The organism is Halobacterium rubrum, from assembly GCF_021729015.1.
Classification (GTDB): Archaea; Halobacteriota; Halobacteria; order Halobacteriales; family Halobacteriaceae; genus Halobacterium; species Halobacterium rubrum.
In genome coordinates, this window is sequence record NZ_JAJQQZ010000001.1 from 1080381 (window position 1) to 1099027 (window position 18647).

18 protein-coding genes are annotated in these 18647 nt (G+C 71.0%); 11 read left to right on the plus strand and 7 right to left on the minus strand.

The window, feature by feature from the left end:
• The first annotated feature begins 77 nt into the window (after positions 1–77).
• The gene (locus LT971_RS05920; RefSeq protein ID WP_237005928.1) at positions 78–476 is read left to right on the plus strand and encodes a CopG family ribbon-helix-helix protein; all 399 of its coding nucleotides are present in this window, start codon (positions 78–80) and stop codon (positions 474–476) included.
• Here LT971_RS05920 and LT971_RS05925 read toward each other — a convergent pair.
• Entirely contained in the window at positions 466–1128 is a 663-nt protein-coding gene (locus LT971_RS05925) for a DUF4013 domain-containing protein (RefSeq protein WP_237005929.1), read from the minus strand. The two genes, LT971_RS05920 and LT971_RS05925, sit on opposite strands and share 11 nt — an antisense overlap.
• A gap of 2 nt (positions 1129–1130) precedes the next feature.
• Complete coding sequence (gene rqcH, locus LT971_RS05930) at positions 1131–3263, minus strand: ribosome rescue protein RqcH (protein WP_237005930.1); 2133 nt, start codon at positions 3261–3263, stop codon at positions 1131–1133.
• A 217-nt stretch (positions 3264–3480) separates the two neighbouring features.
• Here rqcH and LT971_RS05935 point away from each other — a divergent pair, with 217 nt between their 5' ends.
• A complete protein-coding gene (locus tag LT971_RS05935) occupies positions 3481–3690 on the plus strand; it encodes a DUF8141 family membrane protein (protein WP_237005931.1) in 210 nt (69 codons plus the stop codon).
• An 11-nt stretch (positions 3691–3701) separates the two neighbouring features.
• Here the strand turns inward: LT971_RS05935 and LT971_RS05940 are convergent, their stop codons facing one another.
• Positions 3702–4508: a ZIP family metal transporter gene (locus LT971_RS05940; protein WP_237005932.1), complete on the minus strand. Its 807-nt coding sequence runs from the start codon at positions 4506–4508 to the stop codon at positions 3702–3704.
• A 103-nt stretch (positions 4509–4611) separates the two neighbouring features.
• Between LT971_RS05940 and surE the strand changes: the two genes are divergently transcribed.
• The gene (gene surE / locus LT971_RS05945; protein ID WP_237005933.1) at positions 4612–5391 is read left to right on the plus strand and encodes a 5'/3'-nucleotidase SurE; all 780 of its coding nucleotides are present in this window, start codon (positions 4612–4614) and stop codon (positions 5389–5391) included.
• A 327-nt stretch (positions 5392–5718) separates the two neighbouring features.
• Here the strand turns inward: surE and LT971_RS05950 are convergent, their stop codons facing one another.
• The 3 genes from LT971_RS05950 to LT971_RS05960 form a co-directional block, all read right to left on the minus strand.
• Complete coding sequence (locus LT971_RS05950; protein WP_237005934.1) at positions 5719–7416, minus strand: YcaO-like family protein; 1698 nt, start codon at positions 7414–7416, stop codon at positions 5719–5721.
• A 93-nt stretch (positions 7417–7509) separates the two neighbouring features.
• Positions 7510–8328, minus strand: a complete 819-nt coding sequence (gene tbsP, locus LT971_RS05955; RefSeq protein WP_237005935.1) for a transcriptional regulator TbsP — start codon at positions 8326–8328, stop codon at positions 7510–7512.
• A gap of 96 nt (positions 8329–8424) precedes the next feature.
• Positions 8425–10146 (minus strand): CHAT domain-containing protein, encoded by a 1722-nt coding sequence (locus LT971_RS05960; protein ID WP_237005936.1) that lies wholly within the window; start codon positions 10144–10146, stop codon positions 8425–8427.
• A 116-nt stretch (positions 10147–10262) separates the two neighbouring features.
• On the opposite strand from LT971_RS05960, the gene glyA reads away from it, so the two are divergent.
• From glyA to lipP1, 4 genes are all read left to right on the plus strand, one after another.
• Positions 10263–11510, plus strand: a complete 1248-nt coding sequence (gene glyA / locus LT971_RS05965) for a serine hydroxymethyltransferase (protein WP_237005937.1) — start codon at positions 10263–10265, stop codon at positions 11508–11510.
• A 47-nt stretch (positions 11511–11557) separates the two neighbouring features.
• The gene (locus tag LT971_RS05970; protein ID WP_237005938.1) at positions 11558–12364 is read left to right on the plus strand and encodes a YhjD/YihY/BrkB family envelope integrity protein; all 807 of its coding nucleotides are present in this window, start codon (positions 11558–11560) and stop codon (positions 12362–12364) included.
• A 75-nt stretch (positions 12365–12439) separates the two neighbouring features.
• Positions 12440–13384 (plus strand): tetrahydrofolate dehydrogenase/cyclohydrolase catalytic domain-containing protein, encoded by a 945-nt coding sequence (locus LT971_RS05975; RefSeq protein WP_237005939.1) that lies wholly within the window; start codon positions 12440–12442, stop codon positions 13382–13384.
• A gap of 80 nt (positions 13385–13464) precedes the next feature.
• Positions 13465–14427, plus strand: a complete 963-nt coding sequence (gene lipP1 / locus LT971_RS05980; RefSeq protein WP_237005940.1) for a LipP1 family hormone-sensitive lipase — start codon at positions 13465–13467, stop codon at positions 14425–14427.
• A gap of 42 nt (positions 14428–14469) precedes the next feature.
• Here lipP1 and LT971_RS05985 read toward each other — a convergent pair whose 3' ends face one another.
• Positions 14470–15174, minus strand: a complete 705-nt coding sequence (locus tag LT971_RS05985) for a DUF7117 family protein (protein ID WP_237005941.1) — start codon at positions 15172–15174, stop codon at positions 14470–14472.
• 99 nt (positions 15175–15273) lie between these two features.
• Here LT971_RS05985 and LT971_RS05990 point away from each other — a divergent pair, with 99 nt between their 5' ends.
• From LT971_RS05990 to LT971_RS06005, 4 genes are all read left to right on the plus strand, one after another.
• Positions 15274–16566, plus strand: coding sequence for an alpha/beta hydrolase family protein (locus LT971_RS05990; RefSeq protein ID WP_237005942.1), 1293 nt, complete (start codon positions 15274–15276; stop codon positions 16564–16566).
• A 174-nt stretch (positions 16567–16740) separates the two neighbouring features.
• Positions 16741–17211: a DUF7528 family protein gene (locus LT971_RS05995; RefSeq protein ID WP_237005943.1), complete on the plus strand. Its 471-nt coding sequence runs from the start codon at positions 16741–16743 to the stop codon at positions 17209–17211.
• Positions 17212–17242: 31 nt separating this feature from the next.
• On the plus strand, positions 17243–18154 hold the full coding sequence (locus LT971_RS06000; protein WP_237005944.1) for a DUF1028 domain-containing protein: 912 nt from the start codon (positions 17243–17245) through the stop codon (positions 18152–18154).
• A gap of 60 nt (positions 18155–18214) precedes the next feature.
• Complete coding sequence (locus LT971_RS06005) at positions 18215–18361, plus strand: DUF8555 family protein (protein WP_177170853.1); 147 nt, start codon at positions 18215–18217, stop codon at positions 18359–18361.
• Positions 18362–18647: the final 286 nt, after the last annotated feature.

Here is an 18647-nt window from a genome sequence, read left to right on the forward strand (position 1 = left end):
AACTACGTTCTGTTATGTCGAGCGCGGCGAATCGTAATACCACGGCGTTCCAAGTGCCGGGGCTCGTAGCGTCCGGCATGCGAACGAGTCTGAACGTGCCCGACGACCTGCTCTCGGCGTTCGACGAGACGTGGGCGGCCGAGGGCTACGAGTCCCGGTCGCGGGCGGTCCGGGAGGCGATGCGGGAGTACGTCGAGCGCCACGCCGCCCTCGAGGACCGTGAGGGCGAGGTGGTGGCGGCGCTGGTCTTCGACTACGACCACCACGAGGTCATCGAGGCGCTGCACTCGGTCCAGCACGACTACCAGGACGTCGTGCAGTCGACGAGCCACGTCCACCAGGGCGACTGGTGTCTGGAGACCGTCTACTGCCGGGGGCCAGCCGAGCGCGTGCGTGAACTGGTCTACCGGCTCCGGGACTTCGACGGCGTCGGACAGGTGAAGACGACGACACTGGCGCCCGCCGCTACGTTCTGAGCGTCGGCGCGGCGCCCCAGCCGAAGCACGCGAACGCCAGCACCTCGAAGTAGGCGGCGAGCAGGTGGCCGACGAGCACGTCGCCGAGCGCGGCGGCCGACGCGATTGCGACGGCGAGCGCGCCGAGTCCGGCCGCCCACTGCGTGAAGTACTGTGCGTGGCCCAGCGTCCGGCCGACGGCCTCTCGGTCGAAACCCGCGCGAAGCGAGTCGCCGGCGAGGGCGTGCGCGAGGCTCGCCGGTGCAGCGTACGCCAGCGGGAGCAACAGTCCGAGCAGCCCGGCAGCCAGCAGCGCGATTGGCGTGGCTGGCGCGTCGCTCGGCAGCCCGGTCGGCAGGAGTACCGCGCCGACACCGAGCACGGCAGCCACCGGCAGCGCGTACGCCGCCGCGACGCCGACCACTCGCCCGGTGTCGGCGAGCAGACGGCGGGGCGCCCGGAAGCTCGGCGGCGCCCCGGCCTCGTCCCCGCTGCTGTCTCCGTCGGCGCTCTCCCCGGTCGCGGCGGCGCGTGTGACGCCGCCCAGCATCCCCAGCAGTCCCGCCAGCGGGACGAAGGGCACCACGAGCGCGTGCAGCAGGTGGAGAATCCACGCGACGAGGTAGCGGTCCTCGGCGTCCCCGGCGAGGGGGTACCGGAGCGCCGTCCGCATCGTCACTCGTCGACGATGCGGCTGCCGCCCGGCGGCATGTACTTCTGGATCTCGCCGGGGCTGGCGACCTTCCGGACGAACGACTCGTCGGTGAAGCGGTCCCGGAACTCCCGGTAGATGCGCTTGGCGGCGTCGCCCTGCGCGTACCGGCCGGGTTCGACCTCGATGAGCGTCTCCACCTGGTCGCGGACGGCGTCCGTCGGCCCGCCGAGCACCCGGGTGTTCGGCTCGCAGGTGATGCCGACCGCCCACTCGGTCGGCAGGTCGCGGAAGTACGTCCGGTCGCCGCGGACGGCGAACCCGCCCTTCTCGAGGTACTCGCCGGACTCCGGCGTCTTCGACACCTGGTCGGGCGACACCATGTAGGCGTCACCGGCGCCCCGGCCGTCCTTCCAGACGGACGAGCACGCGACGGCGAACTGGGCGGCCTGTCGCTTGTCGCGGTCGGGCACCTCGATGTCGTTGGAGGGCTCGCTGGGCGCGCTCGTCTTCAGTACCGTGATGGGGCCGCCGTGGGCCTGCGAGTGGAAGAAGCGGTCGTAGCGGTCCATGTACTTCTTCACGAGTTCCTCGTTCTGGCCGGCGTCCCGGCCGCCCAGCACGAGGAACCCCTCGCTCGTCCGGAACCACCGGAACCGCTCGTACCACTGCTCCTGGTGGCGGATGGGGATCGAGGTGCGGGACAGCCAGTCGACGTCTTCCTCGTCTTCCTCGTGTTCGTGCTCGGGTTCGGCCTCCCACTCGTCGCGGCGCTGCTTCACCGCTTCGAGGTCCTCCCGGGTGTTCTCGATGGCGGCCCGGGCGCCCTCCTTCTTCTCCTCGATGCGCTTGGCCTCCGTGTACAGCCGGTCGGCGTTCTTCTCGACGCCCGACGACGGGTCGAGGGTCACGGTGTGGTCGTCGATTCGCACCCGAACCATGCCCTCGGACTCGTCGACGCCCGCGAACGCCTCGGCGCCCGGCACGTCGCCGGCGGCGTCCTCGAACGTCTCGGCGATGTCCTGCCAGCCGTGGCCCGCGTCCCGGGCCTGCTGGACGGCGGTCAGCAGGTCGTCGACGAGGTCGTAGTGGCCGTACAGCGACTCGGCCTTCTCGCGCTCGACCTCGGCCTGTGCCTCGAAGTCCTCGATGGCCTGCTCCTGTTGCTCGATGATGCGTTGCTGTTTCTCGATCTCGTTCTCGAAGTCCGGGCGCTCGACGGTCTCACCGCTGTCCTCGTCCTCGCTCGTGTCGAGGTTCGTGAAGTAGTCGTCGAGCGCCGCGTTGAACGAGTCGAACGCCTCACTCGGCAGGTCGGCGCGCTCGTCGAGGTCGACGGGCGTCACGTCCACTCGCTGACCCTTGCCGTCGCCGTCTCCGTCCGACGCTTCCGCTTCGTCGTCGGCCGGCTCGTAGTACACCTGCGGGTCGAGGTCGCCGGCGCTGATGTCGCCCAGCAGCGTCTCACTGGCCTCGAACAGCGCCTCCAGGTCCGACTCGTCGGCGTCCTCGACGGGCTTGGTCTTCTCGACGCCGGCCCGCGAGCACAGCTCCTCGGCGTACAGTCCGCCGAAGTTCAGCTGGGTCGCCAGCGTCCGCACGAGGTCGGTGTCCGAGTCCCGCATCTGCTCGGCGAACCCCTCGTAGTCCAGATCGAGAGGGTTCACGCGAGCGCTCGGGAAGCCGTACTCGCGGCCCGGCGCGACCGTCCGGGACTGCAGCCGGACGGTGTCGAGGCTGTCGACGACCTCGCCCTGTGGGTCGAGGACGGCGATGTTGCCGTCCCCGAACAGCTCCGCGACGACGGTCGTGTCGGCGTCCTCCCGCCGGAACTCGAACTCGAGGATGCGGTCGAAGCCGTGCTGGCGGACCTCGTGGAAGTCCGCGCCGGACAGCCGGTTGCGCAGCATCTTCGCGAAGTTCGGCGGCCGGCCCGGCGCGTCCGGGACGTGCGTCGGGTCGGCGACGTGCGCGCGCTTCGTCTCCCCGACCTCCACGAGCAGCTCCACCCGGCCTTCGTCGAAGTCCCGCATCTTCAGGCGGAGGAGGTCGTCGCCGTAGAGGTAGGCCTTGTCGACTTTCGCCCCCGAGTACTCGTTGAGCTCCGCCGTGAGGGCGACGAGGTCGACGCTCGTCACCTCCCGCTTCTGGTCCATGCCAACTCCGTTGTCGGCCCCTACCCCTCTGCCTTACGGTCGGCGTGCCCGACCGGAGGGAGGGCACGGGGATGTGAGCGGGGAGGAACGACCCGCGAGCCGCCTAACGCGGCGGAGCCGCGTCACGTTTGCGCGAGCCACACCACGCCGGCCGGATTCTCCCTCGCTGCGACCGCCCCCGCCGTATTAGGGGTCGGCGGGACCGACAGGGCGAGCGATGGCCTCGAAGCTCGCAGACTGGTTCGACGAGAAGCCGTTCGACCAGCAGATCATCGTCCTCGCGCTCGTACTCGACCCGCTCGGGTTCGGTGCCGGCTGGCTGCTCGGTCCCTCGCTGGGCGTCGACCCGCTCGTCGGCGCCGTCTTCGGGGTGGTGGCGGCGAGCGTGCCGACGTCGCTGCACGTGCTGCGGGAAGCGACGAGCTAGGGCGGACGGCGTCAGGCGAGCGTCACGTCGAGGTACAGCATCACGACGACGCCCGCCATCAGACCCATCGTCGCCACGCGCTCGTTGCCGTTCGAGTGGGTCTCGGGCACGATCTCGTCGCTGATGACGAACAGCATCCCGCCCGCCGCGAACCCCATCGCGTACGGCAGGATGGCGCTGGAGACGGTGACCGCCCACGCTCCGAGCAAGACCATCGGTATCTCCACGAGTCCCGCTCTGACGCCCGTGAGGGCGGCGTACGTCGTCCGGTCGAACCCGGCGTTGACGGCCGCGACGGAGACCGCCAGCCCCTCCGGGATGTTCTGCATGCCGATGGCGAGCATCAGCGACAGCCCCTCGCCGACGTTCCCGCTGCCGAACCCGACGCCCACGGCCAGCCCCTCGGGCATGTTGTGGATGGTGATGGCGACAATGAACAGGAGAATCGGCGCCAGGTCAGCCTGCGAGACGGTCTGGTCGGCGCGCTGGCGGCCCGTGATGAGCACGTGGACGTGGGGCACCCAGCGGTCCGCGCGGTCCAGCAGGACGACACCGAGCACGATGCCGGCGATGACCTCTAGCAGCCCGTTCTCGCCGCCGAACTCGATGCCCGGCAGGATGAGACTCGTGAAGCTCGCCGCGAGCATCACGCCTGCGGCGAACCCGAGTGCGCCGTCCAGCGACCACTGGCTGGGGTCCCGCCACACCACCACCAGCAGCGCCCCGACGAGGTTCAGGCCCGCGATAACCACACCGCCAACGAGCGCCTGCACGAGCGGGTCAGTCCCGGCGAGGTCGAGGAACCACGCTTCGAGCATACGCGTCGTCTCGCGGACCCGCTACATAAGTCCCGCCACGGCTGGGCGGCTGTCCGGGTGCGTTCCGCAACGCCTACGCCCCGTCGTGGGCTACGCCGGAGCAATGACCGAGTCTTCACTGTCTGTCCTCCTCACTAACGACGACGGCATCGACGCGCCGGGCATCCGGGCGCTCCGCGACGGGCTGGCCGCCGACGGCCACGACGTCACCGTCGTCGCGCCCGCCGACGAGCAGTCGGGTACCGGTCAGACCCGGACGTTCGACGTGCTCGACTACGACGACCGCAAGCAGGGGTACGCCGTCCACGGCACACCCGCCGACTGCGTCGGGCTCGCCGTCGCCGGCCTCGACGTGACTCCGGACGTCGTCGTCTCGGGGTGCAACGACGGCCCGAACCTCGGTGCGCACATCCTCGCGCGCTCCGGCACCGTCGGCGCCGCCATGGAGGCCGCGTTCCTCGGGCTGCCGGCCGTCGCCATCTCAATGTACGACTGGGAGTTCGACCCGAGCGGCGACTGGGACCCGGACTACGAGAGCTTCGACACCGCCGCCGAGACCGCCGCCGACATCGTCCCCGAGTTCGTCGACGGCACGCTGCTCCCGACCGCCGACTACCTCTCCGTGAACGCGCCCGCCACCCGCCACGCCGAGAACCCGGTCAAGCGCGTCACTCGCCCAACCCGCGAGTACGAACTTCAGGCCAACTTCACGGGCGACGGCGTCGACGTCGAGGACCGCTTCTGGTACCAGTTCCTCGACCGCGACGTCCCCGACCCCGCTGGCACTGACCGCCATCACTGCGTCGACAACGAGATCTCTATCTCCCCGCTCACGGTCCCGCACTCCGTCGCCGACGGTGCGACTGTGGGCGGGCTGCTCTGAGGCGCCTGCGTATTTCCGAATCCTGGGTTCTGCCGACCGACGGGTCGGCTGTCCAGCATCCGCGAGCGAGCGGTCCGAAGGTCCCGAGCGAAGCGGTTCACCGCGCGACCGCAGGGAGCGCGGGCCGAGGAACTCCCGACAGGGGGTGACGACGGCTTTTAGCGTAGCTTTTGCCAGCCGAGCGGGACCGAAGGTCCCGCTGGCCGTACGAACGGGCGCTGCGCGCCCGTGAGCAGAGAGCGAGCGACCGTGGTTCGAGAGACTCCTTCGGCGTCTCTCGTCATCTGGAAAGAGCGCGCAGCGCTCTTTCCGTGACAGCAAACGGTACTACGGGAACGGGTGGAACGGCCTGTCCAGTCTCGCCTGGAACCCCATTTCGCGCGGGACTTCGCGCGCTCGGTCGCCGAAGAACGGCTCGGAGACGAACAGCGGCTGGGCTCCGGGGACGAGCACGCGAACCGCCTCGAAGCCGGCGGCGTCGACGTCGCGGGGCGTGATGCGGGCGGCGTAGGCGTCGAGGTCGGCGCCGGTCAGCGCGTCGAGAACGGCGTCGAGTTCGCCAGCTGGGTCGTCGGTCGGTGGGTCGCTCGGCCCGACCTCGTCGGCGGGGACGGTGGTGTCGGGGTCGACGAACCCCTCGACCTCGCGGGGGAAGTCGGCGTACTTGCCGATGGCGCCGTCCTCGTCGCTGGCCTGCTCCGGTCCCATCGCGCGGAGCTCCATCCAGTTCTGGAGGGCTTCGGCGAGCCCGTCGGTGGCAGCGGCCGCCGGGTCGAGGTCGGCGGCGGAGCCGAGCGCGAACCGCGGCCAGTCGTCGCGGTGGACCGCGACGGCGACGACGGGGACGTCGACGTCCTGCGTGCAGAGCAGGGGCGTGACGGTGAGGTCCTCGGCGCGCGCGTGCTTGCGGAGGTCGGCGAACTCCGGGGTGTCGACAGTGAGGCCGAGAGGGTCGAACGTGGAGTACCACGCGAGCATCGTGGCGTCGCGCTCAATGGTCTCGTAGAGCCCCGACAGGAGCGCTTGTGCCCCGGAGTTCCCGAGACCGAGGCCCGTGGTAATCGCGGGACCCGACGCGTCGTCTGGCGGCGGGAAGACGACTCGACTCGCTGGCAACAGCGCGTCACCCCCGGTCTGCAAGTGTTCCCCACGCACCCAGTCGACGGCCTCGGGGTCGGCGACGGACTGGCCGTCGGGCCGGACGAACGACGACGGGGTGACGGCGTCCTCGTGGTCGACCGACCGGGTCTCGAAGTCCTGCTCGCGGTAGACGCCCGCGCTGTAGCGCTCGAGGCCCTCGCCCACGGCGCGCATGTAGGCGGCGTTCCAGTCGGGGTCGACGCCCGCGGCCTGCCGGGCGGCCTCGGCGTCGCTGAACCCCGAGGTGTCGCTGACGCTAGCGAGGTAGTACGGCGCCGGGAACGACTCGCGCTCGCCGACGGCGGTCACGAGCCCGACGCGGTCGTCGACGAGCGGTTCGGCCGCCCGCAGCGCGGCGTCCAGCGAGCGCGCGCCGGCGTCGTCCCGCTGGAGGTCGCGGTCCTGCCGGCTCCCGCAGTCGCAGTCGGGAAGCGGAGCGACCGAGCGCTCGGCGTGCGGGAGTTCGACGACTGTCCCGGGTTCGGCGTCGCCCCGGAGCGCAGCGACGGCGAGCCGGCCGGCGTGCGCGCCCGCCAGACGGACTGTCGACCGGTCGGCCGACGGCGACTCCGTCGGCTCCTGGCCGGTCGACGCGACCCTGCCGGCGAGACAGTCGAAACACGGCCCGTCGGGCGCCAGCACCGCGACGCCAGCCTCCACGTCCGGGAGCGATGCGCCGCCGAGTCCGCCGACCTCGACGGTCACGAGCGGCGTATCACCGTCTCTGGCGGCCTCGTTCGCGGCGCGGAACCCGCCCGCGCCCGCGACGCCGACGACCACGCCCAGGTCGGCGTCCGCGACCCCGTCGACGCCCGTCGACTCGATGACCGCGTCTACGTCCCCGAGCGCGGCCTCCACGGCCGCGACGGCGGGACCGTCGCCCACGACAGCTACCTCCGCAGTCACAGCGAACCCGCCTCCGTTTGCATACCTGCGCGGAGACGCGACGACAGCAAAACAGTACGGGGTTCGGTCGCCCTACGCGAGCATCGACTCGGCGACGTTCGCGAACTCGCCGGCCGGCGCGTCCTCCAGCCGGTCGTCGGCGAGTTTGAGGCGGAGCCGCGGCCGCCCGACGTCGATGGGGACCTTCTCGGTGTCGATGAGGCCGAGGTCCTCGAGTTTCGTCTTCGTCCGGGAGAACGTCGCCTTCGACGCGATGCCGACGTCCTCGCCCCACTTGCTGATGTCGTAGAGCAGCTCGCGGTTCTTCGCCGCGACGAGCAGGCTGATGGTGACCTCGTCGAGGCCCTCGCCGTCGCCGCGAGCGGTCTCCAGCGACGCGAGCACGTCGTCGAAGTCGTCGCCGACTTCGCCGCTGATGTCTTCGTCGAGCGTCGACCGCACGCGGTCGATGGCGGGCGTCCGGAGCGTGAACGCCTCGGCGTCGGCCCAGTCGGCGGTCGCGGCGTCGTAGGCGGTGCCGGTGAACGACTCGTCGTCGGTGGCGAGGCCGCCGACGAGGCCGCCGGTCTCCAGCAGCGCGACCGCGCGGTCCTCGGTGACGAGCATCGACGAGCGACCGTCACCGTCGAGCGTCCGGAGTTCGAGGTCGTCGCTCTCGACGAGGTTCGCCGCGTTGCTCGCGACGATGAAGTCGTCCATCACGTCTTTCAGCGTTCGTTCGTCGCCGAGGAGGCGGATGGCCGGGAGGTCGCCGTCGTAGTCGTTGGCGGCGTCCACCAGCTCCTGTACGGCTCGCGGGCTGGGGTCGACGACGAACAGCTCGGCGGGGTCGTCGCCGAACACCTCGTCGAGGACGTCGGCGACCGCGGTGCCGAGTAGATTCGATGTCATCTATGCCCACTGGTATGGTGCGTGGCTATTTAATTTTACCGGGAGCATCGAGTGTAAAACGCCGTTTCGACGGGGTCTCCCGGCGGAGTACACCGGTTACGGTCGGCGGTCCGGACGCACGACGGCGGCGGCTTCGTCGGCCCAGTGGAAGCGCCCGTCGAGGACCACCGGCGCGTCGACGTCCGCGAGCACGGCCGCGAGCTCGGCGGCGTCGGCCGTGAACACGGTCCGGTTCCCGCAGAGCCGCCGCGACACGTCGCCGGGCGCCGGCGCCACGAAGCCGTCGCCGTGGCTGGCCAGTGACTGGTGCTCCCAGGCGACCCGGTATCGGTCGTCGCCCTCGCCGGCTCCGTCGAGGGGCTCGACGTGCGCGACCCGGGGGTCGCTGTCGCCGTTCGCGGCCAGCGTCTGCGTGCCGTCGCCGACGACGGCGTAGTCTTTCCCCATCCGGATGCGGCGGCGGGCGAGCCGGAGCGCGGCGACGATGGGGAAGCCGGCGAGCAGCAGGCGCGCGAACGCTGTCCCGACCTTCGCCGCCTGCTCGTCGAGGACTTTCCGGAGGGTGACGGCGCCAGCGACGCTGCCGGCTTCGACCAGTGCCATCCCCTCGTGGTAGGACCCGCAGGCGTTCAGGAAGAACGTCTCGACGTTCGTCTCGGAGAGGTCGGCGGCGGCGAGGTGGCCGTCGGCGCACCGCAGCCCGTCGACCTCGCAGTGCCCGATGTAGTGGACGAACTCGTGGTGGTCGGCGAGCACGTCGGCCAGCTCGCGCCGCGTCAGGCGCTCGTGGAAGCTGACGTCTATCGGGAGGTCGCCAGCGTGCGTGTCGTAGATATCGGCGACGGCGTCGTGTTCGCCGGCCATGTCGCGGTCGTTGAGCACGACGGCGACGGACATCCGCTCGCGGTCACCCGCCACCCCGTAGCGGTCGTGGTTCCGGTAGGCAGCCGGGTGGGTCTTGAACGCGTCAACGGGCGTGCCGTCGGCGAGCCAGCCCTGCGTGCGGCCGGGGCGGTCGACGGGGTCGAGCATCTCCACGCTCGCGACGGGGCCGGGCGCCCCGCGGTAGAAGTCGTCCAGCGACCGCGAGACGAGCTCCTGGCGGTCGAGGCTCGCGGTCTCCGGCGGGAACACGAACGCCAGCCGGTCGAGGAGGTACGGGAGCGTCGACACGTGCTCGACGCTGGGGGCGACGTGCATCGCGAGGTGCCACTCGGGAAGCCGGTCGAGGACCCGGCCGAGGGGCGCGTCGAGATAGGTCGCCAGCCGGGCCGCCGGCGACGCGTCGGCGAGCCGCTCGGGGTCGAGGTCCAGTGCGTCGAGGGTCCCGGTCTCCGCGACGCCGGGGCCGGTGGTCGCCTCCCGGACGAGGCAGTCCAGCCAGAACGTCCGCGCGAGCAACGCCGGAGCGTCACTGGTGAGCGGGCCGAGCCGGCGGTCGACGCCCGCGTCCGGCGCCCGGAGGACGGGGTCGGCGTCTTCGGCGACGGTGACGTCGGCGCCGAGGTAGAACGCGAGCGGCGCGCCGACGAACACCGAACGCAGCGACGCCGGCATCCGGAGTTCGATGCCGGTGTCGGGCGTCGCAGCCACCACCGACTCGGGCACCGAGAGGGCGTCGCCGACTCGTACTGCGGGCGGCCGCCGCCTGTGCGCTCGCAGGCTGCGAGCCGGCCCCGTCGTCTCGTGGGCGGCGGCGGCGTGCGTGACGGCCGCCGCGACACCCTCGGGTGTCGGCGGGACGACGACAGTGGCGGAGTCACGGCTGTCCGTGGCGCCGCTCACGAGCTTCCCCCCGGACTGCTCCCGCTCGGTCACGTACCGTCGCCGTTGGCCCACGACACATATATTTCTATCGTGCCGGCGCCGGGAATTAGTCCGGTCGCGAGCGCGCGCTCGGTAGACTTATGGCCCGCGCGGCGCCCCCTCACAGTATGAGCTACGAGGAGGTCCGGGAGGTCGACCCGGCAGTCGCCGACGCGCTCGTGGGCGAACGTTCGCGTCAGGAGCACACGCTCGCGATGATCGCCAGCGAGAACCACGTCAGCGAGGCGGTCATGGAGGCCCAGTCCAGCGAGCTCACGAACAAGTACGCCGAGGGCTACCCGGGCTCCCGGTACTACGGCGGCTGCGAGTACGCCGACGACGTCGAGGAGATCGCCGTCGAGCGCGCGAAAGAGCTGTTCGGCGCCGACCACGTGAACGTCCAGCCCCACAGCGGGTCGTCGGCGAACATGGGCGTCTACTTCGCCACGCTGGAGCCTGGCGACAAGATTCTCTCGCTCGACCTCACGCACGGCGGCCACCTGAGCCACGGCCACCCGGCGAACTTCGCCGGCCAGCTCTACGAGGTCGAACAGTACGAGGTCGACCCCGAGACGGGCCGTCTCGACTACGAGTCGCTGCGCGAGCACGCCGAGGCCTTCGAGCCGGACATGATCGTCTCCGGGTTCTCGGCGTACCCCCGCGAGGTCGAGTGGGAGCGCATCCAGGCGGCGGCCGACGCCGTCGGCGCGCTGCACACGGCCGACATCGCGCACATCACGGGCCTGGTCGCGGCTGGCGAGCACGCGTCGCCGGTCGGCGTCGCTGACTTCGTGACGGGGTCGACGCACAAGACCATCCGGGCGGGCCGAGGTGGCATCATCATGTGCGACGAGCAGTTCGCGGACGACGTCGACTCCGCGGTGTTCCCGGGCGCCCAGGGCGGCCCCCTGATGCACAACATCGCCGGGAAGGCCGTCGGCTTCCACGAGGCGCTCCAGCCTGAGTTCGAGGACTACGCCGCACAGGTCGTCGAGAACGCCGCCGTCCTCGGGGACCGCCTCGAGGAGCACGGCTTCTCGCTGGTGTCGGGCGGCACCGATACCCACCTCGTGCTCGTCGACCTCCGGGACTCGCACCCGGACGTCTCCGGCGGCGACGTCGAGGACGAACTGGAGGAGGTCGGCATCGTGCTGAACGCGAACACCGTCCCGGACGAGACGCGGTCGGCGTTCGACCCGTCCGGCATCCGCATCGGCACGCCGGCGCTCACGACTCGCGGCTTCGACGCCGACGCGATGGAGACGGTCGCAGACTCCATCGCGCGCGTCGTCGACAACCTCGGCGACGAGGACGTGTACGCCGATGTCTCCGACACGGTCGACGACCTCTGCGAGCAGTACCCGCTGTACGAGTAGCGACCTAAGCCGCGGCTACTCTTCTCGGGGGCGAGCGTACGGCCGGTATGCGCCTGCTCCTGGCGGTGGTGCCGTCCCGGTCGTCGGTCGCCGACACCGCCGGCGCCGTCGCGGGCGTGCTCCGGGACCGCGAGCTCTCGCTGGCCGCCGCCGGCATCGCGTACCACGTGTTCAACACGCTGTTGCCGGTGCTCGTGCTGGCCGTGCTCGGGGCGTCCCGGAGCGAGGCAGTCGCCGTCGCGACGGCCGAACTCGGCGGCCGCGTCGGCGCAGGCGGGCGGATTCGGGTCGTCGCGGCCACCGTCCGGGAGAGCGAGGGGTTCTGGCGGCTGGCAGTGCTCGCGGGCGGGGTCGCGACGTGGAGCGCGCTCCAGCTGGCTCGCGCCATTGCCGACGTCTTCGAGGCGGTGTACGGCGATCTGGACCACACGCGCGTGGAGCGCGGGGCCGACGTCGTGGTGGTGTTCCTGACGTGGCTCGTGGCGCTCGCCCTCGTGGTCGTCCTCGGCGTGCTGCTGGGCGCAGTCGCGCCCGTGGTCGCCGTGGTCGTGGCGTGGCCGGGCGTCCTGTTCGTCTCCCTGCTGGCGGCGTTCCTCCCCCTGTACCTCGTGTTCCCGCCGGAGGCGACGCTGCGGTCGGCGCTGCCGGGCGCCGCGCTCGCAGCCGCCATCTGGACGGCGTCTGGGCTCGCCCTGGCTGCGTACGCGCGAGCGGCGGCGAGCGTCCAGTTCTTCGGCGTCGTCGGCGTCGTCCTGCTCGTGTTGACGTGGCTGTACGTGGGGAGTCTGGCGCTGGTCGCCGGCGCCGCGACCAACGCCGTCCTCGCGGACCGGCGGGGAGTACCACGTACGTGAACAGAAACACGCATAGATTCTCGTTTCTATACACACACCACCACATTCAAGGGCGGCCGCCGAGGAGATACAGCTATGACCGACGTCATCGACGGGGACGCCGTCGCCGCGCAGGTGCGCGAGGACCTGACCGGGGCTGTACAGACGCTCGAGGAGGCAGGCGTCACGCCCCGACTCGCCACGGTGCTGATGAACGACAAACAGGCCAGCGAGACGTACATCTCCATGAAGCAGCGTGACTGCGAGGAGCTCGGCATCGCCGCCGAGGATGTCCGCATCGACCCGGAGGCGCCCGCCGACGAGCTCTTCGACACGCTCGCCGAACTGAACGCCCGCGAGGACGTCCACGGCATCCTCGTGCAGGACCCGACGCCCGACCACGTCTCCGACGAGCGCGTGCTGTCGGCCGTCGACCCCGCGAAGGACGTCGACGGCTTCCACCCGGAGAACGTCGGGAAACTGGTCGGCGGTAACCCCCGCTTCAAGCCCTGTACGCCCCACGGCGTCCAGAAGCTGCTCGCCCACCAGGGCGTCGACCCCGACGGCAAGGAGGTCGTGGTGGTCGGCCGGTCGAACATCGTCGGGAAGCCGCTGGCTAACCTCCTCGTGCAGAAGGCCGACGGCGGCAACGCCACGGTGACGGTCTGCCACAGCCACACGGACGACCTCGCCGCCCACACCCGACGGGCGGACGTCGTGGTTGCGGCCTGTGGCGTCCCCGAGCTGGTCGACGGCGACATGCTCTCCGAGGGCACTGTGGTCGTCGACGTCGGCATCAACCGCGTCGACGCGGACACTGACGAGCAGAGCTCGTCGAGCAGCCAGAACTCTTCGAGTTCCGGCGACACCGAGAAGGGCTACGAGCTCGTCGGCGACGTCGACTACGACTCGGCGAAGGCGAAAGCCAGCGCCATCACACCCGTCCCCGGCGGCGTCGGTCCGATGACGCGGGCGATGTTACTGTACAACACCTTGAAGGCCGCCAGCGAGCAGACCGGCGTCGACGTCACGCTGCCCTGACTGCCGGGCGCGCCGGTCGACAGCGGGGATGCGGGGTCCGGCGCCCGTAGTTTCTTCGTCGTTCCCGACGCGAGTCCGGTATGGCCGACGAACCACGTGCCGACGTCCAGGGCGTTCTGGAGGCAATCGAGGCGATGGACGCACCCGCCTACCACGAACTCTCGCCGCCCGAGGCCCGCGAGATGCGTCGGGGGCTCCTCGACGTGCCCGCCGAATCCGAGGCGCTCGGCCGGGAGTACGACCGCACGATTCCCGGCCCGGGCCACGAACTCCCCGTCCGGGTGTACGAGCCCGATGGCGACGGCCCACACCCCGTCGTCGTCTACTTCCACGGGGGCGGCTTCGTGCTCGGGACGCTGGACAGCCGCGACCCGATCTGCCGGACGGTCGCCCGGGAGGCCGAAGCGGTCGTCGTCAGTGTCGCGTACCGGCTGGCGCCCGAGCACCCGTTCCCGGCCGCCGTGGAGGACGCCTACGCCGCGACGCAGTGGGTCGCCGAACACGCCGGCGAACTCGGCGCCGACCCGGACCGGCTGGCAGTGGCGGGCGACTCGGCCGGCGGGAACCTCGCGGCCGCTGTCGCGCTCGCCGCCCGCGACCGCTCTGGCGGCCCCGACGTCGCCCATCAGGGGCTCGTCTACCCCGTCCTCGACCACCGCGAGCACACCGACCACGCGTCCCACGAGGAGAACGCGGAGGGGTACTTCCTCGAGGACGCCGGGATGACCTGGTTCGACGGGCACTACGTCGACTCCTGGGTCCACCGCCAGAATCCCGCTCTCAGCCCGCTGGCCGCCGCCAGCCACGCCGACCTCCCGCCCGCAAGCGTCGTCACCTGCGGATTCGACCCGCTGCGCGACGAGGGAATCGCGTACGTCGACGCGCTCGAAGCGGCGGGCGTCGACGTCCAGCACCGCCACTACGACGACCTCGTCCACGGCGTCATGAGCATGGTCGTCGACCCGCTCGACATCCCGAGTGGTCACGAGGTCCTCGACGCGTTCGCCAGCGACCTCGGAGCGGCGCTCCACGAGTCCTCGTAGCCCACCGCTGGGGCTGGGAGGCGTCTCGCGGGGCGTGCGAGGTCACCCGAGCGCGTCCAGCCGAGTGCGGGCGCGCTCGACCCCCGACTCGTCGCCCCGGATTGCGTCCGCGATTGCCTGCACCGCCGCCACGAGGCGCTCGCTGTCCTCGGGCTCCACCTCGCCGTCGAGGGCCTTCAGCCGGCGGCTGTGCTCGCGCACGCGCTCCAGCAGCCCGCGCTCCGGCGCCGGCAGCTCGCCGTCGCAGTACTCCCGGATGTCGGTCCGGTAGGCGTCGACGGCCGCCGCGGCAGCCAGTCCCCGGGCCGCCCACAGCGACTCCGGCACTTCGCCCGGGTCCGGGCGCTCGCCGTCGTCGGCGCCGTTCAGCAGCGCGAGCACGTAGCGCCGTTCGTCGTCGCCTACTCTGAGCTTCCCCGCGAGCAGCAGCGCGACGCGCCGCAGCTCCTGGGCGGCGAGGTAGGTGTCGTCGAGGTCCAGCAGGCTCCCGCCCGAGACGAACCCCCGGGACTGGCAGTACTCGCGGCACGCCTCCTTGGCCGGTTCGAGGGCGTCGAGCACGTCGTCCGCGCCCGCTTGCCGCGCCTCGGTGAGGTCGAGCTCGCCGGCCGCGTCGGTGTGCGTCTTCCGGTCGCCGACGCCGACGCTCCGGAGGCTCCCGCAGCTCGGGCACTCGACGCTCCCGGTCTCGAAGTACGACCAGCGCGTCCCACACGATTTGCACTCGCGCTCGCCGCGCACGTCCATGCCTAGTGGTTCGCCGGACTGCGGGATAATTCCCGCGGGTCGGATCCGTGCCCTTCGACCACCGAGCTATTTGTAGCGCGTCCGTGACGGCTGGCCCGTATGCCCTCTAGCGACGACCCCGAGGCGACGGCCCGCGAGTTCGGGACGCTGCTCGCCGAGCGCGAACTCGCCGACGCCGAGAGACTGCTCGCTGACGACGACGCCGTCCTCGAATCGTTCCCCGAGGAGTTCGCCGAACCCGAGATGGACGCCGGCGACGCGCTGCAGTCGTACTGGTACGGCCTGCACGGCCACTACGGCGACTTCGAGGGTGTCGACGACGTGATAGTCGAGGACCGCGACGCGACGGTTGAACTGTCGTTCGCGGCGGGGACACAGCGCCTCGACCTGACGGTCGACGAGGCGGGCGGCGTCGCGGCGGTCTCGCTTCCGGCCGAGTACACGCCGCCGGAGTACGCCGACCCGGAGACGTTCGAGGAGCGGGCAGTCACCGTCGACGCCGGGGACGTCGACCTCGACGGCGTCCTTACCACGCCAGACGGCGACGGGCCGTTCCCCGCGATGGTGCTCGTGCACGGCCATGGCGCCACCGACCCGGACGCCACGGCGGGCTCGACGAAGATTCTCAAGGACGTCGCGTGGGGGCTCGCCACCGAGGGCGTCGCCACGCTGCGGTACGAGAAGCGGCTCCACGACCACGAGGTCCCCGACGAGGCGTACACGCTGGACCGCATCGTCGTCGACGACGCCGTCGCCGCGCTCGACGAACTCGCGGCCGCCGACGCCGTGGACCCGGATTCCGTCTTCGTCGCCGGCCACAGTCAGGGCGGGATGTGCGCGCCCCGAATCGCCGACCGGCACGGCGGCGCCGCCGGTGTCGCAGTGCTGGACAGCCTCGTCGACTACGACGTCGACCCGGACGGTGAGGTCGAGTTCATGCAGTACAACATCGACCCCTACGGCGACCTCGACGAGGCACAGGAGGCGGCGCTCGACGCCCAGCGCGAGGCGCTCCAGCGGGTCGCGGACGGTGACTTCGACGCCGACGACACCGTCCTCGGGCAGCCGGGCGGGTTCTGGCAGAGCCGGCTGGAGTTCGCCCCCGGCGAGACCGTCGAGAACCTCGACGTCCCCGTGTTCTCGGCGTCCACCGAGCGCGTCGACCACGACCACCAGCAGCCGCTCCTGGATATGAGTAGGGAGGGCTACGAGGAGTGGCAGGCCCTCGACGCCGCCGACGGCAGCCGCTTCGAGTACTACGAGGACGTCGGCCACTACTTCCGGGAAGGCCCGGTGCCGTCCACGACCGAGTCGCTGTACTTCGGCGGGAACGTCGCCGGCTACGTCGTGGCGGACCTCGCCGACTGGGTCCACGAGGTCGCCGACGGCTGACTCGCCCCTGGCTCGACTCGCAGTGCCCGGCCCGGTGTGGCTCGGAGTGGCGTGGTCTGACAGTTCGAATCTGTCCCACCGCGGAACTTATGGTGGTCTCGTGGCAACGACCAGTCACGATGCCGAGTCAGAACGCTACGACTCCGGCCGCTGGGGATACCCGAAGCCGCAGCGATGCGGCTGGTCGAGAAATTCGCCGAGCCGCCTGACCTCCGGGTCGAGCGCCGCGGCGACCGGGTGGCCGTCTCCGTGGACGGCGACGAACTGGTCCTCTCGACGGACGACGCCGAACAGCTCCGCGACCAACTGGACGACGCCCTGACCGCCCGCGAGGCGTTCGTGAACACCGTGGGCGTCCACCGGCCCGACGGCAGCTACGTCGTCGAACGGCGGGGGGCCGACTCCGCCGGCAACCGGAAGGTGTTCGGGAGCTTCGACGCCCTGCGGCGGCTCTGCCGCCGGCTGCCCCGGGAGTTCACGGCCGAGGACCTCTCGGCGTCCGGGCTGACGGCGGGCCGCCGGCACATGGTGCTGTGGCACCTCGTCGAACACCCCGGGTTCCCGGTCGAGCTGGCGAGTCGGCAGCCGCTGACCGCCGAGAAGCCCGCGAGTGAGAAGACGGCAACGGGGGTGGACGAGGCGTAGCCTTTTGCCGGGCGCGAGCCACCGTGCGCCCATGACGTTCTCCATCGTCGCGCGGGACCCCGAGACCGACGCGGTCGGCGTCGCCGTCCAGTCGAAGTTCGTGTCTGTCGGCTCCGTCGTGCCGTTCGCGAGCGCGGACGCCGGCGCCATCGCTACGCAGAGCTTCGCGAACGTCGCCTACGGGCCGGAGGGCCTCGACCTCCTGCGGGAGGGGCACTCGGCCGAGGAAGTCGTCGAGGAGCTGACCGGCGCCGACGAGGAGGCGCCGCAGCGACAGGTGGGAATCGTCGGGCAAGACGGCTCCGTGGCGGCGTTCACGGGCGAGGAGTGCTTCGACCACGCCAGCGACCGGCAGGGCGACCACTACACCGTCCAGGGGAACATCCTCGAGAACCGGGAGACGGTCGACGCGATGGCCGACACCTTCGAGGCGACCGACGGCGGGCTACCGGAGAAGTTGCTGGCGGCGCTCCAGGCCGGCAACGAGGCGGGCGGCGACCAGCGCGGCGAGCAGGGCGCGGCGCTGTACGTCGCCAAGCCCGAGGGCGGTTACGACGGCGGGAACGACCGGTGGATCGACGTGCGCGTCGACGACCACGAACATCCTATCGACGAACTCGAGCGGGTGTTCCGCATCTACGACATCACGCTGCTCGAACGCGAGGACCCCGAGGAGTACCGCGAACTCTCCGGCGACACCGCCGAATCGGTGCTGGCGACGCTGTCGGCGCTGGGGTTCTACGACGACGAGCCGTCGGGCGACTTCGGCGAGACCGAACGGGAGGCGCTGGAGGACTTCCGGGGGATGAACAACTTCGAGAACCACGACCTCGACGCCCTCGAGGACGCGCTCGCCCGGGGCTGGAGTGACGCCGACGGCGAGGGCGAGGACCGCGTCGTGAACGCCATCTGGCACGGCATCTCGCGGCTGGACCGGAAGTAGAGACGCCCCGGCGACTCCGCGAGGCGGCGTTTCTTACTGCTGGAGTCGCTACAGTGTACCATGCGCGATGAGGAGGAGATACGCGAGCAGTACGAGTTCCTCGTGGAGGAACTGGACTCCGAGGACATGAACCACGAGGGCGTCAGGCAGATGTTCACGTACTACCGACGGGCGCTGGGCTGGGTGCTCGAAGAGGAGCACATGTAGCGGCAGGAGTTTCGTCCGGGGACAGATTTATTATCGTACCCCGCCTTGACTCAGGTGACGCTTCGCTTGGAGGGCCGAAGCGTCAGCGGGGACCAATTCAGGGCGGCTGCGGGGCCGGATTTTCCGGCCTCGCATCCTTTTCCGTTGACTCACGTTCCACAGCGGTGGCGCTGCCGCCGCGCGGGCATCGGTAGTGACGGCGAGAACGCAGTGACAACAGTGTCGAGCGGGATTCTGCTTCGAGCGCGCGAAACACGTGGCGCACCGGAGTCTGGCCGAGAGAACG

Coding starts and splice junctions, on each gene's coding strand:
- surE (WP_237005933.1), top strand. CDS start 4,612: ATGACCGAGTCTTCACTGTCTGTCCTCCTCACTAACGACGACGGCATC.
- LT971_RS05940 (WP_237005932.1), bottom strand. CDS start 4,508: ATGCTCGAAGCGTGGTTCCTCGACCTCGCCGGGACTGACCCGCTCGTG.
- LT971_RS05970 (WP_237005938.1), top strand. CDS start 11,558: ATGCGCCTGCTCCTGGCGGTGGTGCCGTCCCGGTCGTCGGTCGCCGAC.
- glyA (WP_237005937.1), top strand. CDS start 10,263: ATGAGCTACGAGGAGGTCCGGGAGGTCGACCCGGCAGTCGCCGACGCG.
- tbsP (WP_237005935.1), bottom strand. CDS start 8,328: ATGACATCGAATCTACTCGGCACCGCGGTCGCCGACGTCCTCGACGAG.
- LT971_RS05925 (WP_237005929.1), bottom strand. CDS start 1,128: ATGCGGACGGCGCTCCGGTACCCCCTCGCCGGGGACGCCGAGGACCGC.
- LT971_RS06005 (WP_177170853.1), top strand. CDS start 18,215: ATGCGCGATGAGGAGGAGATACGCGAGCAGTACGAGTTCCTCGTGGAG.
- LT971_RS05975 (WP_237005939.1), top strand. CDS start 12,440: ATGACCGACGTCATCGACGGGGACGCCGTCGCCGCGCAGGTGCGCGAG.
- LT971_RS05985 (WP_237005941.1), bottom strand. CDS start 15,174: ATGGACGTGCGCGGCGAGCGCGAGTGCAAATCGTGTGGGACGCGCTGG.
- lipP1 (WP_237005940.1), top strand. CDS start 13,465: ATGGCCGACGAACCACGTGCCGACGTCCAGGGCGTTCTGGAGGCAATC.
- LT971_RS05920 (WP_237005928.1), top strand. CDS start 78: ATGCGAACGAGTCTGAACGTGCCCGACGACCTGCTCTCGGCGTTCGAC.
- LT971_RS05995 (WP_237005943.1), top strand. CDS start 16,741: ATGCGGCTGGTCGAGAAATTCGCCGAGCCGCCTGACCTCCGGGTCGAG.
- rqcH (WP_237005930.1), bottom strand. CDS start 3,263: ATGGACCAGAAGCGGGAGGTGACGAGCGTCGACCTCGTCGCCCTCACG.
- LT971_RS05935 (WP_237005931.1), top strand. CDS start 3,481: ATGGCCTCGAAGCTCGCAGACTGGTTCGACGAGAAGCCGTTCGACCAG.
- LT971_RS05990 (WP_237005942.1), top strand. CDS start 15,274: ATGCCCTCTAGCGACGACCCCGAGGCGACGGCCCGCGAGTTCGGGACG.
- LT971_RS06000 (WP_237005944.1), top strand. CDS start 17,243: ATGACGTTCTCCATCGTCGCGCGGGACCCCGAGACCGACGCGGTCGGC.